We start from the raw sequence: 16,495 nt of genomic DNA on the forward strand, positions 1-16,495 counted from the left end.
ACTTCGACTTCAAACTTCGTCTACAGTCACATTTCCGCCGCTGCTCCGACGCCACACAAGGTATACCGGCACCCCAAGCAGCACCAGGATCAATCCCGGCCATGTGTACTGTGGTTTGTAACGCAAGAGTACAACAGAAACCCATGTCGCCATCACGATATACAGCGCAGGAAGCACCGGATACCCAATCGCCTTGTACGGCCTGGGCGCATCCGGCTGCGTCCGCCGCAGCACAAACAGCCCCACAATCGTCAAAATATAGAAGATCAGCACCGCAAAGATCACATAATCCAGCAGTTGCCCATAGCTCCCGCTCAGGCAAAGCAGGCATGTCCAACCCCACTGAACCCAAAGCGAGTTCACAGGCACCCCGCTCTTCTCGCTCAGCTTCCCCACACCCTTGAAGAACAGCCCATCCTTGCTCATCGCGTAGTAAACCCGAGCCCCCGCCAGCACCAGCCCATTCACGCACCCAAACGTCGAGATCAGGATCGCCCCCGCCATCAGCTTCGCGCCAATCCCCCCAAACGCCGCTTCCATGACCGCCGTAGCCACGCGGTCCTGCGGAGCATTCTGGATCGCCGCAAGCGGCAGCACGCTCAGATAAACAAAGTTGCAGGCGATATACAGCAGCAGCACCACACCCGTCCCCAGCACCAGCGAGAGCGGCAGATTCCGCTTCGGATTCTCGATCTCCCCGGCCGTAAACGTTACGTTATTCCATGAGTCAGAGCTGAACAGCGATCCCACCTGCACCACCGCCACCGCAGTCAACGCACCCACAATCGCCACCGCATCATGCGTCCCCGGCCAGAACGATCCCACCGCAATCGAATGCATCGTCCCCAGACCCGCGCCAACCCAGAAGTTATGCCAGCCAGCCCCAAAGTTCGTAGCCATCGCCGCGGCGTTCTTGGCCACGAACCCCACTCCCACAACCGCCAGCAACGCCAGCACCTTCGCAGAAGTAAAAATATTCTGCACCGCCGCCCCCAGCTTCACGCCAAACGTATTCAGCAGCGTCAGCAGCGTAATCATCACAATCGCCGTCAGGTTAGCCGTATTCAGCCCAACGTTCCCGCTACCTAAGTGCCAAATCCACCGCGTCTGGCTCACTCCGGGAAAGAACACCCCCAGAAACTTCCCAAACGCCACTCCGACCGCTGCAATCGTCCCCGTCTGGATCACCAGGAACAACGTCCAACCATACAAAAAGCCCCACAGCGGCCCCAGCGATTCACGCAGATAAACATACTGGCCGCCCGCCTTCGGCATCATCGCCGCCAGCTCCCCATAGCTCAGCGCCCCGATGATCGTCATCGCAGCGGTCACCAACCAGGCTGCAATCAGCAGCGCGGGCGAACCTAAGGTCCGGCTCATATCCGCCGAAACAATAAAGATCCCGGACCCAATCATCGAGCCCATCACAATCGCGGTCGCTGAAAACAGCCCCATCCCCCGCACAAACTGCGGCGCAGACGTATCCAACTTTGTCTCTATTGTTGTATTCATGTCCCCTTGTTCTATCAGAAACTGCGGAACCGCCCCATCGAAACTTACAGCTTAGAGCTTATAGCGATGAACTCTCAGAAAATCCTTGTTTGTGTCTTTTCTCTTTCAACCTCAACACAAATCTTCCCAAACTCCCAAGCCACACTCTCTACCGTCCGCCCCGGCACAAATAACCCCGTGATCACGGCCACCATATCCGCCCCTGCGTCCACAACACTGCGGGCATTCGCCAACGTAATCCCCCCAATCGCCACCAGCGGCTTCCCCGTCAGCGCCCGAGCCCGCCGCACCCCTTCGAGCCCCACCACCGGACTAGCATCCGCCTTCGTCCCCGTAGCAAAGACCGGCCCCACCGCCACATAATCCGCAGCCCCCACATCCGCAACCCGAACCTCATCCTCGGTATGCGTAGAACCCCCCACCACCCACTTCCTCTCCGTGTCCTCCTCGTCTTTCCTCTGTGCCCTCTGTGATTCGCTTTGCCCGGCAACCGCCTTGGCATCCTCCACCGACAAATCCCCCTGCCCCACATGCACCCCACCGAAACCCGCCAGCAACCCCAGATCCACCCGATCATTCATCACCAACAAGGAATCCGTCCCCGCAAACACCTCCCGCAACACCCGGGCCCCGGCCAGCACCCCCTCAGGCGACCCATCCTTATCCCGCAACTGCACCACCCCCACCCCAGCAGCCTTCAACCCCTCCGCAAACACCCGCAGCCCCATCCCCCGTCGCGCCAGCACCCCCACATCCGCAATCGCATAAAGTCCCTTCATCCAAGCCCCCCAAAAAAGAAAGAGAGAAACCACGAAACACCGAGGCTCCTCTCTTATCCCGCTTTTATCCCTCTTGTCCGCGTTACGCCTTTGCTCTAGCTCTGTCCCTGCCGCTCAAAGAACCGTTCCATGAACTTCGTATCGAACTGCCCCGACCGAAACTCCGGATCGGCAAAGATCTTCTTATGCAGCGGAATCGTCGTATGAATCCCCTCCACAACGAACTGTGACAAAGCCCGCTGCATCTTGTCCATAGCCTCTTCCCGATCCTTGCCATGGCAGATCAGCTTCGCAATCAGCGAGTCATAGTACGGCGGCACCACACCCTCGGCATACTGCGCCGTATCCACCCGAACGCCATTGCCACCCGGCAGATTGAAAGCCGTAATCTTGCCTGCGGACGGCGTGAACTTCTCCGGATGCTCCGCATTGATGCGGCACTCGATCGCGTGCCCCCGAATCTCAGGCACCTTCGGCACGATGTCCGAAAGCTTCTCGCCCATGGCGATCCGCAACTGGGCCTTCACCAGGTCCACACCTGTAACCATCTCGGTGACACAATGCTCCACCTGGATACGCGTATTCATCTCGATGAAGTAGATCTTGCCATCCTCATCCATCAGAAACTCGATCGTCCCGGCGTTCCAATACCCAATATCCTTGAGCGACCGCTCAATCACCTTACCCAGCTCAGCCCGCAACTTGGGCGTAATCTGCAGGCTTGGAGCCTCCTCAATCAGCTTCTGGTGCCGCCGCTGAATCGAGCACTCACGTTCCCCAAGCGACATCACGTTCCCATGCTCATCCGCCAGCACCTGGAACTCGATATGCCGTGGCCTCTCGATGAACTTCTCCATGTACATATCGCCGTTGCCAAAAGCATTGGCAGCCTCGGTGGAAGCCTGCTGATACATGCTCGGCAACTCCGCCGCGTTCCGGCAGATGCGCATGCCACGTCCACCGCCGCCAGCCACCGCCTTCAAAATAACCGGATAGCCAACCGACCGCGCCCACTCCAGCGCCTCATCTTCATTGGCGATCACGCCATCGGACCCCGGCAGAATCGGCACCTTAGCCTTCTTCATCGTCTGCCGCGCGGTGGACTTCTCGCCCATCATCCGCGTCACCTCCGGCGGAGGTCCAATGAACTTGATATTGCTCGCCCGGCAAACCTCGGCAAAGTTCGCATTCTCGCTCAGCAGCCCGTATCCCGGATGGATCGCGTCCACATCCGCAATCTCAGCCGCGGAGATCACCGCAGGCACATTCAGATAGCTCTCCGCACTCCGCGCCGGCCCAATGCAGATAGCCTCATCCGCAAACCGCACATGCAGGCTGTTCCGGTCCGCCTCGCTATACACCGCGACCGTCCGAATCCCCATCTCCTTGCAAGCCGAGATCACCCGCAGCGCAATCTCACCCCGATTAGCAATCAGTACCTTACGAAACATGCCCAACCCTTCCTAATGACGCCTCACTCAAAAAAACTCACCACGGATAAAAAGAGAAATGGGATAAAGGCAAGATAAAACGAAAAACGACCCCTAAAAAAGGTAAGCAGAAAGTTCTAGCTTCGATCCGCTGTTATCCGTCCTCTATCCCTTCTATCCGTGGTAATCCTTTGTCTGTTTTACTTAGCCTTGATCGCAAACAGCGGCTGTCCATACTCCACCGGCTGTCCGGCCTTCGCAATCCGCTCCACAATCTCGCCCGCCATATCGGACTCAATCTCGTTCATCAGCTTCATCGCCTCGACGATGCACAAGACCTGCCCAACCTCAACCACGTCTCCAACCTTCACAAACGAAGGCGAGCCCGGCGAAGGAGCATCATAGAACGTCCCCACAATCGGAGATTTCACCACGTGATGCTTCGCGTCCTCAATCACCGGAGCAGCGGCAGCCGCCGCCGGAGCCTCGCCCACAGCGTGGCTCGGAGCCACATGCGCCGGAGCAGCCATAACCGGGGCCTGGTTCGCACTCATCATCCGCGCCAACTGCGCCATATCAAACGCCGGGGCAGCCGGCACCGGCTCCCCTGCAAACTTCAACCGAACCTTCAGGTCCGCCTGCTCCAGGTCAAACTCCGCAACCTCTTGCGACTTCAGGAACTCAATCAGTTCCTTCAGAAAATCCTTCAACTCATTACCTTGCATCATGTCTCCCGTGCAAAACTCTACAGTTCAATCCAGGCCTTTGTTGTTGGCGTCAGGATCTCGCATCCCTCAACCGTGACCAGCACCGTATCTTCGATGCGTACGCCGAACTTCCCGGGCATATAAACGCCGGGTTCAATTGTAACTACCATTCCGGCCTTCAGCTTCTGTTCCTGTTTCTTACCCAGCCTCGGCCCCTCATGAATCTCGATTCCAACCCCATGCCCGGTGGAGTGCGTAAACCACTCCGCCAGCCCCGCACCCTCCAGAACCCCGCGAGCGGCCTGGTCCACAGCCTGCGCCGTCACACCCGCCTTCACCGCGGCAACACCCGCCTCCTGCGCCGCCAGCACCGCCTCATACGCCTCGCGCTCACCCGCTTTCGCCCGGCCCATGTGAACGGTCCTGGTCATATCGGAGCAGTACCCATTCAGCACCACGCCAAAGTCCATCGTCACAAAGCCGCGCTTCGGAATCTTCGCTGTCGTAGCCCGTCCATGCGGCAGCGCGGACCGTTCCCCGCCCGCAATGATCGTCTCAAAGCTCATCCTCTCCGCACCGTTCAGCCTGGCCATGTACTCCAGCGCCATTGCGACCTCCATCTCGGTCGCCCCAGCCACCACATGCTCCAGGCACTCATCGAACAGCCTGCATCCCAGTGCCGCGGCCTCCCGCATCCGGTCGATCTCGTCCTCGTCCTTGATCTCGCGCAGCTTCGCAATCAAAGGACCCACAGCCACAAAAAAACTCTTGCGCAGCTTCGCCGGCAACGCCGCCTTCAGCCCATCGAGCGCCGCCACTGTAGTCTGCGTCTCGTCGAACCCGCAGCTCAAAATTCCCTCAGCCACCGCCCACGCACAAGCCGTAGGGACCACCGGCTGATCCGCAATCACGACCTTCAGCCCGTCGACCTCTGCCGCCGCCTGCGCCGTATAGCGCCCGTCCGTAAACAGCGTCCCCCGCCCGCCCCGCATGACAATCACGGCATTGGAGCCGGTAAATCCTGAAAGGTAGCGAACATCCGCAAGGTTCGTCACCAGCAAGGCCTCTGCACCGCTCTTCGCAATCGCAGCCGCCAACTTCCTCTTCCGTGCCGTAGGTATCATCGACCCCCATCTTACCGGACTTGCCCTCCCGCCCGCAGAGGACCAGAACCCGCCCAACCCGGTATCATGAACTATGCCAGTCGTTTCCCCGGCCTCGCGTTCCCAATCCGCTCCCACCCGCCACACCCGCCGCAACTTCCTCCTCGGCTCCGCAGCCGCGGCAGCCGGCGTCGCCCTCTACTCCGGCGAATTCGCCCGCCACCACATCGACGTCACCCAACGCACCTTTGCCATCCGCAACCTGCCCCCCGCCTTCAACGGCTTCCGCTTCGTCCAGATCAGCGATATTCACCTTGAAGAGTTTACTGAAGAGTTCTTCCTCACCCAGGTGGTCAAACGCGTCAACGCCCTCGCCCCGGACCTCGTCCTCATCACCGGCGACTACGTCACCAACGGCATCCAGTCCACGCGCGTCTCCCTCGCCGCCGCCGGCCGCTGCGGAGCCCTGCTCAATGCACTCGATTGCCCCCAGCGCTTCGGCATCCTCGGCAACCACGACGCCGTTCTCGACCCCTTCGTCGTCCGCGACCACCTGCAGAACAACGGAATCCCGCTCCTCGTCAACCAGTTCACCCGCATCGAACGCGGCGGTCAGCACCTCTGGCTCGGCGGCCTGGACGACATCCTCAGCGGCCATCCAAATCTCGATCTCGTCATGCCCCCCAGCCCGGACGCCCCCGTCATCGTCATGGCCCACGAGCCCGACTACGTCGATGCCATCGTCAAACATCCCCGCGGCAAGCTCGTAGACCTGGTCCTCTCCGGCCACACCCACGGTGGACAGATCCGTCTCCCCGGCCTCCGCCCCTTCAAAGCCGCACTTCCAACCATGGGAGAGATCTACACGGAAGGCCACTATAACTTCGGCCCTATGCAGCTCTACGTCAACCGCGGTCTGGGCACAGTAGGCCTTCCCTTCCGCCTTAACTGCCCGCCGGAGATCACAGTAGCCACCCTCCGCCCCGCCTGACCGCACTTAAAATAAAGTGCGTGCCATAGTGCGAATAAGTCATCTGGAATGAAGACTTTGCAAGCTAATTTGAATGGGGGTGGGACCCTAGCGAGCCCGGCCCACAGGCTTCTTTTCCTTAGGCATTACGCTCACCGGCCCAGGCTCGCGCACGCCGCTCTTCTCCACCATCCAGGCATCCAGCAGGCTACGCTTGAAGCGCCAGCGGTTCCCCAGCTTGAACGCCGGGATCAGCCCCTCGCTCGCATAACGGTAAAGCGTATCGCCGCTGATCCCCAGATAGTCCGACGCCTGCCGGATATCCATCACCTCACGCAGCATCGTATGGACAGCACTTGCCATCGCCAAATCCCTCACACGCCCCGCTCACGGCTGGTTGCGTACCCCCTTTGTACTCACTCCGAGCCCCCCGCACAATATCTAATCTAGGCACTTGGCAACTTCGTCACCCCCCACAAAGATTACGGCCGCCACCACCCCGACCGAACCTCCTGCCCCGCCACAAACTCCGTAGGCTCCCCCGGCCCCGGTGAAAACAGCGTAATTCCCTGCTCATCCGCCAGCTTCGTCACCTCTTCAATCGGCTCCCGCCACCCATGCAGCGCCAGGTTGAACAGACCCCAGTGGATCGGCATCAGCACCCCGCCCCCCAGCTCCTCAAACGCCTTCACCGCCCCCTCCGACCCCAGGTGGATCGTCTTCCAAAGCTCATTGAACGCCCCAACCTCCAGCATTGTCAGGTCGAAGGGCCCGTAAGCCTTCTGGATCGCCGGAAACCCGTCCCACTCGCCCGAGTCCGCACCGTAATAAACCCTATGCTTCGCACCCCCAAACACAAAAGCCGCCCACAGCGTCTCAAACCGATTCGTCAAGCTGCGCCCGGAGAAATGCCGGGAAGGCACAGAAGTCACCGTAGCCTCCGCCCCGTTCACCCCCTTGACCACCAAACTCTCCGTCCAATCCAGCTCGGTGATCCGGTCCGCCCGCACCCCAAACTTCCGCAAATCCGCCCCCACCCCCAGCGAAGTAATCCACCGCATCTCCGGCCGCATCGCAGCCAGCGCCTTCACCGTACCCGCCCCCAGGTGGTCATAATGATCATGCGAGATCACCACCGCATCGATCGCCGGCAGCTCTTCCAGCGGAATCGTTGGCGCAAAAAATCTCTTCGGCCCAAACCACTGCACCGGAGCCGCACGCAGATCCCAAACCGGGTCCGTCAGCAGCTTCACTCCGTCAATCTCCACCAGCGTCGACGAGTGCCCAAACCAAGTCACCCTCAGCCCACTCTCCGGCTCCGCACCATACACCTGCGCATCCGTCCGAAACGGCCCCAGCCCACCCTTAGGCTCCGTCTCCGCCTTGTTCGTCACATACATCGGCAGCAGTTTCAACATCAACGACAGGTCACCTACCGAAGTCGGCACCACATTCTCAAACTTCTTCCCACTCTTCTTCGCCCGTTCCAACGTCCGCATGCTGATTGGATGCACCTCTCCCTGAAACTACTCGCGTACCGCCTTGAACCCCTTGGCCTCCAGGTCATGCTGCACGCTATCCGGCCCCGCCAGGTGCGCCGCCCCAATCGCCACAAACGCCACCCCCGGCTTGTCGCTCTTCAGCAGCGTAGCCAGTTCATCCGCAAAGCGAGCATTCCGTTCCACCACCAGCTTCTTGTAAAGCTCCGGATACTTCGCCCGAAACTCCCCATTTTCCATCTCGCCGATCTTGTCCACGTCCCCCCGCTCCCAAGACCCGATGATCTCCTCCATCTGCGCCCCGCTCTTCGGCAGATCGATCAGCTCCTGGTGCAGCAGCGCCACCTGTTCGGGGACCGGAAAATCCGCAAAGTAATGCAGTTGCTGATCCGCCGTTTCAAATCCCACAATCTTCTTCGAGCTGTCCTTAGCATCCCCCGTCAGCTTCACATCCACACCGCTCGCCGGATCATATCCAGCCTTCAACATCGGCAGCACGGACAGCGTCATGTAGGCGAGCCAAGGCTTCATCGGCTCCATCGCCACCTCACCCGGGAACCCCATCCCCTTCACCGCCGCATCCAGCAACGCCACATCTTCCTTTGAGATCACGGTCGAAAGCGGATGATCCTTATCCATCCCCAGTTCCATCACCAGCGGCTGCATGGAAGCCGGATCGTCCACCTTCGCGACCTCAACATAAAGCGTATCGCTCTTCTTGAACGCCTCCGCCACCTTCGGCGTCTGCCACACCACCCCCGGCTTCATCACATGCACGGTCCCAAACAGATACACCGTCTCATGCTCCCCCTGCACCTTCCACATCGCAGGATTAGCCTTCACCGCAGCCGGCGCAACCACCGCCGGAGCAGCCGCAGGTGCAGCACTCGGCGCAACCTGCGCCCCCACCTGACCTGCCACCAGAACCAGACCCGCACACACAAAACCCTTGAACATCAAATCTCCAATCGCTCTCAATAGTGCTGTAGCTGCTTTGACTACGGCAGGTAATAAAAAGGGTTAGGCAGCTTCACGCTGATCTCGGCCCTCGGCTCCCCGTTCAGATCGCTCCACTGATCCCCCACACTCATCACAATCCGGTATCCCGCTGCCACAATCTTCCCACGCTCCGCAGCCTTATACGCCACCGTCGGCATGCCTTTCTCCTCAGCATTCCGCAGCACCAGCCCGGCCCACCCGCTGTACCCGACAGCCTTCAGATTCCTCTCCGTAGCCGCCCTCTGCTCCTCCGGCCGCCCCGTCAGGAAGAACACCGCGACCCCCTTAGCCCTGGCCTCCTCAAACACCTGCATCATCCCCGGAACCGCCACTGCGGCCTCCGGCGTGACCACCCACCCATTGAACATCTCCGGGATATACCCAAAGTCCTCCCGCTTCATCTCGCAGTAGCTTGAAAGCGTCGTCTCGTCGATATCCAGCACCAGCGCCAGCTTCTCTCCAGCCTTATGCCCCTGCACCGCCATATCCAGTGCACCCTTCGCCCGCATAGCCTGCGCCTGCACATCGCTCCAGTAACACCCGCCGTTCCCGACACAATCCCCATAGTCCTTCAGCCGGTAGCGAGCCACCCCGAAGTTCTCCAGCGGCTCCGCAGCCACCAGCACACTCGGATCGACCGCACCACCCTCAGCCGTCTTCCTCGCCGCCTCCACAGAGGGCCGAGCCACCTCCACCGGATGAAACGTCTGCCCCGGAGCCAGCGGCACCGGCAGCTTCTTCGCCACCGGGCAGGCAGGAGGCCCCGCCGACTCCTGCCCCCACATCCCACCCACGAAGACCAGCACTACCGCCGCAAAGCTAAGACTTCGTCGCACTCGCCTCATCCGCGTAGAACTCTCCAATCTCTTTCTCGTACTTCTTCTCGATCACCCGCCGCTTCATCTTCATACTAGGCGTCATCTCGCCGTCTTCCACGGACCACTCATCTCCCACAACGGCAATCCGCTTCATCGTCTCATACGGCGGAAGCTCCTTATTCACTGCGTCCACGATCCGCTGGTACTCCGCCACGACCTTCTTATCCTTGACCAGCTCCTTGCGATCCGTTGTCCCAACCCCCTGCGACTGCGCCCACTTCTCCAGCGCCTGGAAGTTCGGCGAGATCAACACACATGCAAACTTGTGCTTATCCCCCACCATCGCCGCCTGCCCTACCAGCGTGTTCGCCTTCAGCTTGTTCTCCACCGGCTGCGGCGCAATCAGCTTGCCGCCACTGGTCTTCAGCAGCTCTTTCTTGCGGTCCGTGATCGAAAGATACCCGTTCTCCAGCTTGCCGATATCGCCCGTCTTGAACCAGCCATCCTCGGTAAACGCCTCGGCGGTCTCCTTCTCCTTTTGCCAGTAGCCCTTGAAGATCGAAGGCCCCTTCACCTCCAACTCGCCATCCGCCGCAAACCGCACCTCAACGTTCTTCAGCACCGGCCCAACCGTCCCAATGCTATGGGTCTGCGGATAGTTCAACGCAATCACCGGCGAGGTCTCCGTCAACCCATACCCCTCAAAGATCCGAATCCCCACATCCGCAAACCAACCCGCCGTATCCATCCCCAGCGGTGCACCGCCTGAAACAAATGTATGCGCACACCCGCCAAATGCCTCGCGGATCTTCGAGTACACCAGCTTGTCCGCAATCTTCCACGCCAGCCCGCTCGGCGTCTTGCCTTCGAGCACCTCCGGCCGATGCTTCTCGCCCGTCTTGATCGCCCACTGAAGAATCCCCTTCTTCACAGGCGAGTGCGCACTCTTGCCCTCCACCGCCTGCCGAATCTTCTCGTACACCCGCGGCACACCCACAAAGATCGTCGGCTTGGTCGCCTTCATCGCCGCCGCCATCAGATCGAACTTCGTGCAATAAGCAATCCGCGCCCCATGGCACATCATCGCGTAGTCCAGATGGCGAGCCGTCACATGCGAAAGCGGCAGAAACGAGATCGAAGAGTCCGTGTCATGAAATCCGAAAGGATCGGTCGAAAGATTCAGATTGCACGCAATATTCCCATGCGTCAGACGAACACCCTTCGGCTCACCCGTCGTCCCGGACGTGTAGATGAGCGTCGCCAGATCGTCGCCCGTCACCTCCCGTGCCGCAGCATCAAAGCTCGCATCCGCCACCTGCAACCCAGCTGCCGCCTCCATGATCTTGGCAAAGCTCTCCGCATCAGGAAACTCGCCCTGATCCATCACCACCACACGCTCCAGCGCCGGCAACTCCCCCGCCCCCGCCAGCTTCTCGTACTGCTCCTTGGTCGAGAACACCGCCACCTTCGACCCCGAATCCCGCAGCGAATACCCCAACTGCTCCGGCGTCAGCGTCCCATACAGCGGCACATCCACAGCACCCAGCGCAAAGCACGCAAAGTCCGTCACCGCCCACTCCCAGCGATTCTCACTCAGCAGCGCGACCCGGTCGCCCTTCACCACACCCCAGGACTTCAACGCCGCCGCCAGCGCCCGGATCTTCCCATAAAGCTCGGCAGAAGTAATCGGCTTCCAGCTCCCGTCGACGTCCTGCCACAGCATCGCCTGCTTGCTTCCCCGGCTCGTCACCTTTGCCATCACGTCATTCAGCGTCTTCAGATCAAACATCGTTAGTCAGCCTCTCGGGGCAGGATCACCCAATCCCGCCACTCTACTGAAACCCACCCGCAAAGTAAAAGCCCCCGCCCCAGGAAGGGACGGGGGCTTATGAACAGGCTGTTACACCTGAGGCTTCGGGCTCAACCGCACGAACTTCCCGGCAGTCGCCTCCCAGTCAGCGAGCATCGCCTGTGCCAACCCGCTTGCAGCAGTCGCCGCATGCGTCTCAACCAGCGTCCGCAGCGCAGCCTGGCTCTCAAGCTCGACCGCACCGTACCCATCCGCAGTCACAAACTCCGGGTGGAACCGTCCATCGCTCACAAAGCTGCCGTCCTCGTCGTAGACCCAGGCCAGGCCGCCCGTCATGCCCGCAGCAAAGTTGATCCCGGCCCGCCCCAGCACCACGACCTCCCCGCCCGTCATGTACTCGCAGCCATGATCGCCAACGCCTTCAATGACAGCCGTCACACCCGAGTTCCGCACCGCGAACCGCTCACCGCCGCGCCCCGCAGCGAACAGCTTCCCGCCCGTAGCCCCATACAGAGCCACGTTGCCCAGAATCACATGCTGCCCACTGTTCCGCGCCGCATTCCCCCGAGCCTTGATCACAACCTCGCCGCCTGACAAACCCTTGCCGACAAAGTCATTCGCCTGCCCATCCAGCTCAAGCACCATGCCCTCAACCAGGAACGCGCCAAACGACTGCCCGGCAGTCCCATGCAGCTTCAGCGACACATCCACAGGCGTCTCAGCCTGCGCCCTCAGCAGTGCAATCTCACCTGCCAGCCGAGCGCCAACAGCACGATCGCAGTTCGCGATCTGAGCCTCAACCGAGTAAGCCTTACCCTCCGCAATCGCAGCGAGCGCAGGCGCAACCCAGCTCTCATCGAGCGGCGGCCCATCCACCGGCTGGTTATTTCTCACGCCCGTCCAGCTCCGCGTAGCCTGTGGCGCAAACGCCAGCATCTCCTCAAGGTCCAGGCTCCCGTCGAACCGCACCTGCTCCAGCAGATCCGTCCGCCCAATCGCCTCTTCAATCGACCGCAGCCCATAGTGCGCCAGCAGCTTGCGCAGATCGTCCGCAAGCTCCTCAAAGAAGCTCACAATATGCTCCGGCTTGCCACGGAACTTCGCCCGCAACTCCGGCTTCTGCGTCGCAATGCCCGTCGGACACGTATTCAAGTGGCACTGCCGAGCCATATCGCAGCCGATCGCCACCAGCACCGCCGTCCCGAACGCATACTCATCCGCGCCCAGCAACGCAGCCACCAGCACATCGCGCGCCGTTGCCAGCCCGCCGTCCGTACGCAGCTTCACCCGCCCGCGCATATCGTTCTGGATCAGCACCTGCTGCGCCTCGGCCAGCCCAAGCTCCCACGGATTGCCCGCGTACTTGATGCTTGAAAGCGCCGCAGCCCCCGTACCGCCCGTGTTCCCGGCGATCACGATAAAGTCCGCATAAGCCTTTGCCACACCCGCCGCCACAGTGCCAACGCCACGGCTCGAAACCAGCTTCACCCCGACCGCAGCCTTTGGATTCACCCGCTTCAGGTCATAGATCAACTGCGCCAGATCCTCGATCGAATAAATATCGTGATGCGGCGGAGGCGAGATCAGCGAAACCCCCGGCTGCGCGTGACGCAACCGGGCAATCAGCCCGCTGACCTTATGCCCCGGAAGCTGGCCGCCCTCACCCGGCTTCGCACCCTGCGCCACCTTGATCTCAATCTCATCCGCATGCGCCAGGTAAGCCGCCGTCACGCCAAAGCGCCCCGAAGCCACCTGCTTGATGCGGTTATTCTTCAGCAGCGGAGTTTCAGTCGCAGCAGCAACGGAAACCCGTTCCGCCACGGCCGTTCCGCCCTGCCCCTGTGCAGCGCCGCTCGTAGGCACTGGCACGGCTGCCTCAACCCGATACACCTCCGGGTCCTCGCCGCCTTCACCGGTATTCGAGCGCCCGCCCAGCGTATTCATCGCAATCGTGATGCACTGATGCGCCTCCGGGCTCAAGCTCCCCAGCGACATCGCACTCGCCACAAACCGCTTGTATAGGCTCGTGCTCGGCTCAACCTCATCGACTGAAATCTCCGGCCCGATCGGCTTGATCGCCAGCAGATCCCGCAGCACCGCAGGCTCCCGAGCCAGCAGGTCATCCGTATAAATCTTGAACGCCGCATGAGCATCCGCAGGCTTCACACCGGCCCGCGTGCTCCCCACAACAGTCTGCAAAGCCTTCACATTCGGAGGCATCCACGCATGAGGTTCGGAGGTATCGGACTTCCTGAACCGCACCCATCCATAATCCGGCAAATCCTCAGCAGCAGGCGCAACCGTCTCTGGCAGCCAACCCACACGCAACTGACGATCCAGTTCCTCAAATCCAATCCCCGAAAGCGGCGCAGGCGTACCCGGGAAGCAATGCTCCACCACGCTCTGATGCAGCCCCAGGATGTCGAACAGATGTGCCCCCCGGTAGCTATCCACCACCGAGATCCCCATCTTCGACATGATCTTCGCCAGCCCCGCGTCGAACGACTTCAGCATCTTCCGCTCCGCCGCCGCAGCTTCCGGCGCACCAAAGCTCTTCGCCGTCTCCAGCGCCAGCCAAGGACAAACCGCACCCGCGCCATACCCAATCAGAATCGCCGCATGATGGATATCCCGCACGTCGCCGGCCTCAACCGCAAGCCCGGCCAGCGTCCGCAGCCCCGCAGCCACCAGCGCCTGGTGCACAGCACCGGTAGCCATAGCCATCGGCACCGGAATCTTCACATCCGAACCGTTCTCCGCAGCATGAGCAGACCGGTCCGAGAGCAAAAGAATCTTCGCCCCATTCCGCACCAGCTCGATCGCCTGCTGACAAACCGCATCCAGCGCCTGCAGCAACGTCAGCTCAGGCGAGAACACGCAAGCCAGCTCCGCCACCGGCAGCTCTTCATTGTGCGGATGCTTCCCATCCCGCAGCGCGTCGATCTGCTCCAGCGCCAGAAACGGTGAAGGCAGCGAAACACCATGCAGCGGCGCATTCTTATCCAGCATGTGCGACCACGGCCCAAGCCGCGTATGCAGGCTCACCACCACCGCCTCACGCAGCGGATCGATCGCCGGATTCGTTACCTGCGCAAACCTCTGCCGGAAGAACGCATACACCGGCCGCGGCGAACGCGCCAGAAACGCCAGCGGCGTGTCGTCGCCCATGGACCAAACCGAGTCCTTACCATCCGCAGCCATCGGCTGCAGAATCATCTTCACGTCCTCGCGCGTATACCCAAACCCGCGCTGCAGCGGCTTCAACGTCTCCGCCGTCAGGCACACATCGGACAGCTCCGGCTCAAACGAGATCGGATCGATCAGTTGCGCATACGTCGTCGCCTCGGAGTCGAAGATCTGCAGCAGCTCATCGTTCTCATAAAGCTTGTGGTCGATCAGATCCACCACCAGCATCTGCCCCGGACCCAGCCGCCCGCTATGCACGGTCTTCTCCGGATCGAGATCCACCAGCCCAGCCTCAGACCCCGCGACCACCAGCCCCTCGTCCGTCACCGCAAACCGGCAAGGCCGCAGCCCATTCCGGTCCAGCGCCGCACCCACCACACGCCCATCACTGAACGCAATCGCAGCCGGCCCATCCCACGGCTCAATGCAGTCGGAGTGATAGCTCAGGAACGTCGAAAACCGCCGTGGATCGACAGCCGGCGGCAGCAGCACACGCACAGCCTCGGAGATCGTCCGCCCATTCTTCGCCACCAGTTCCACAGCCTCATCCAGGCTCGTGGAATCCGTGCCGCCCTTCGTCAACACCGGCTTGCACTCCACCGGCAGCGTCGCATCCCGAGCCGCCATGCGGGAACGATTGCCCCAAACAGTATTGATCTCGCCGTTATGCGCCAGCATCCGCGCAGGCTGCGCCCTGTCCCACGTCGGCGTCGTATTCGTCGCATAACGCTGGTGAAAGATCGTGAACGGAGTGACATACTCTTCAGACTTCAGATCCGGATAGAACTCCGGCATCAACGTCCCGGAGCACATCGCCTTATACACAATCGTCTGCGTAGACAGCGAGCACACATACCCCGTCACCTCGTCGTTCTCCTGCGCCCTCTCAAACTGCTTGCGCGAAAGATAAAGCCGACGCTCCATGCTGTCCGCAGCCCTGGGCGGAACCGAGTCCTTCCCCAGCGCATCCACCACCAGCACCTGACGGATCTTCGGCATCGCATTCAGCGCAATCGAGCCCAGCACCTCCGTCGCAATCGGCACATCGCGCCAACAAAGAATATGCAGATCATGGGAAGCCAGGCAGCGCTCCAGCACAGCCTCAGCATTCGTCTCGTCATTGGGAATAAACATCACGCCCACACCCAGCAGGCGCTCCGCCGCAAGCTCCACGCCCGCCGCCTTCAGCAGCATCGCACGCGGCACCGCGGTCATCAGCCCCACGCCATCGCTGCTCTTGCCATCGGCCGCAGTCGCCCCACGGTGCGCCAGCCTGGCCAGCGCAGTCAGCGCCTGTTTCAGAATCGTATGAGAGGCAACACCATCGATCGTCGCAACAAAACCCACACCGCACGAGTCAATATCGAAACGTGAATCCAGCAGTGAAGCCGCACCAGCGGCAATCTTGCCCATCTCGCCAACCTGGCGAGCCGCATTTACCTGAAACTGTCCCATAACTCACTATACTCGGACACACATCCACTCGGGAGTGTGCCTCGCCTTCCTGAATTGGCTTCTCCGTCCAACCGCACAGGACGAGAACGCTTGACATAACGGTTATGTATATTTATACATAAGAATGTATTTTTATTCACTAACTGATTTTGGAGCAGCCACCAACCGGGTGCCCCATGTCTCGCTTCTGAGACATGGGTTTCCACCAATCCTCAAAAGCAAGAACC

12 protein-coding genes are annotated in these 16,495 nt (G+C 60.8%); 1 reads left to right on the forward strand and 11 read right to left on the reverse strand.

Annotated elements, in window-relative coordinates:
• Nucleotides 1–9: 9 nt before the first annotated feature.
• From ACIX9_RS09445 to ACIX9_RS09465, 5 genes are all read right to left on the reverse strand, one after another.
• A complete protein-coding gene (locus ACIX9_RS09445) occupies nt 10–1,512 on the reverse strand; it encodes an APC family permease (RefSeq protein WP_041597027.1) in 1,503 nt (500 codons plus the stop codon).
• Between the two features lie 74 nt (nt 1,513–1,586).
• Nucleotides 1,587–2,291 carry a thiamine phosphate synthase gene (locus ACIX9_RS09450; RefSeq protein WP_013580252.1) on the reverse strand — a complete coding sequence of 235 codons (705 nt, stop codon included), beginning with the start codon at nt 2,289–2,291 and terminating at the stop codon, nt 1,587–1,589.
• A gap of 95 nt (nt 2,292–2,386) precedes the next feature.
• The gene (accC, locus tag ACIX9_RS09455) at nt 2,387–3,742 is read right to left on the reverse strand and encodes an acetyl-CoA carboxylase biotin carboxylase subunit (RefSeq protein ID WP_013580253.1); all 1,356 of its coding nucleotides are present in this window, start codon (nt 3,740–3,742) and stop codon (nt 2,387–2,389) included.
• 179 nt (nt 3,743–3,921) lie between these two features.
• Nucleotides 3,922–4,449, reverse strand: a complete 528-nt coding sequence (gene accB, locus ACIX9_RS09460) for an acetyl-CoA carboxylase biotin carboxyl carrier protein (protein ID WP_332308600.1) — start codon at nt 4,447–4,449, stop codon at nt 3,922–3,924.
• A gap of 17 nt (nt 4,450–4,466) precedes the next feature.
• Nucleotides 4,467–5,552: a M24 family metallopeptidase gene (locus ACIX9_RS09465; RefSeq protein ID WP_013580255.1), complete on the reverse strand. Its 1,086-nt coding sequence runs from the start codon at nt 5,550–5,552 to the stop codon at nt 4,467–4,469.
• A gap of 73 nt (nt 5,553–5,625) precedes the next feature.
• Between ACIX9_RS09465 and ACIX9_RS09470 the strand changes: the two genes are divergently transcribed.
• Entirely contained in the window at nt 5,626–6,522 is an 897-nt protein-coding gene (locus ACIX9_RS09470) for a metallophosphoesterase (RefSeq protein ID WP_013580256.1), read from the forward strand.
• A gap of 87 nt (nt 6,523–6,609) precedes the next feature.
• On the opposite strand, the gene ACIX9_RS09475 is transcribed toward ACIX9_RS09470, so the two are convergent.
• The 6 genes from ACIX9_RS09475 to ACIX9_RS09500 form a co-directional block, all read right to left on the reverse strand.
• The gene (locus ACIX9_RS09475) at nt 6,610–6,864 is read right to left on the reverse strand and encodes a helix-turn-helix domain-containing protein (RefSeq protein ID WP_013580257.1); all 255 of its coding nucleotides are present in this window, start codon (nt 6,862–6,864) and stop codon (nt 6,610–6,612) included.
• A 119-nt stretch (nt 6,865–6,983) separates the two neighbouring features.
• A complete protein-coding gene (locus ACIX9_RS09480; RefSeq protein ID WP_013580258.1) occupies nt 6,984–8,000 on the reverse strand; it encodes an MBL fold metallo-hydrolase in 1,017 nt (338 codons plus the stop codon).
• A 27-nt stretch (nt 8,001–8,027) separates the two neighbouring features.
• Entirely contained in the window at nt 8,028–8,957 is a 930-nt protein-coding gene (locus tag ACIX9_RS09485) for a TraB/GumN family protein (protein ID WP_013580259.1), read from the reverse strand.
• Nucleotides 8,958–8,998: 41 nt separating this feature from the next.
• Nucleotides 8,999–9,844 carry an HAD family acid phosphatase gene (locus ACIX9_RS09490; RefSeq protein WP_013580260.1) on the reverse strand — a complete coding sequence of 282 codons (846 nt, stop codon included), beginning with the start codon at nt 9,842–9,844 and terminating at the stop codon, nt 8,999–9,001.
• Nucleotides 9,819–11,606: an AMP-dependent synthetase/ligase gene (locus ACIX9_RS09495; RefSeq protein WP_013580261.1), complete on the reverse strand. Its 1,788-nt coding sequence runs from the start codon at nt 11,604–11,606 to the stop codon at nt 9,819–9,821. The genes ACIX9_RS09490 and ACIX9_RS09495 overlap by 26 nt, the downstream gene beginning before the upstream one ends.
• Nucleotides 11,607–11,717: 111 nt before the next feature.
• On the reverse strand, nt 11,718–16,268 hold the full coding sequence (locus ACIX9_RS09500) for a glutamate synthase-related protein (protein ID WP_013580262.1): 4,551 nt from the start codon (nt 16,266–16,268) through the stop codon (nt 11,718–11,720).
• Nucleotides 16,269–16,495 lie beyond the last annotated feature (227 nt).

Source organism: Granulicella tundricola MP5ACTX9, from assembly GCF_000178975.2.
In the GTDB taxonomy this organism is placed as follows: Bacteria; Acidobacteriota; Terriglobia; order Terriglobales; family Acidobacteriaceae; genus Edaphobacter; species Edaphobacter tundricola.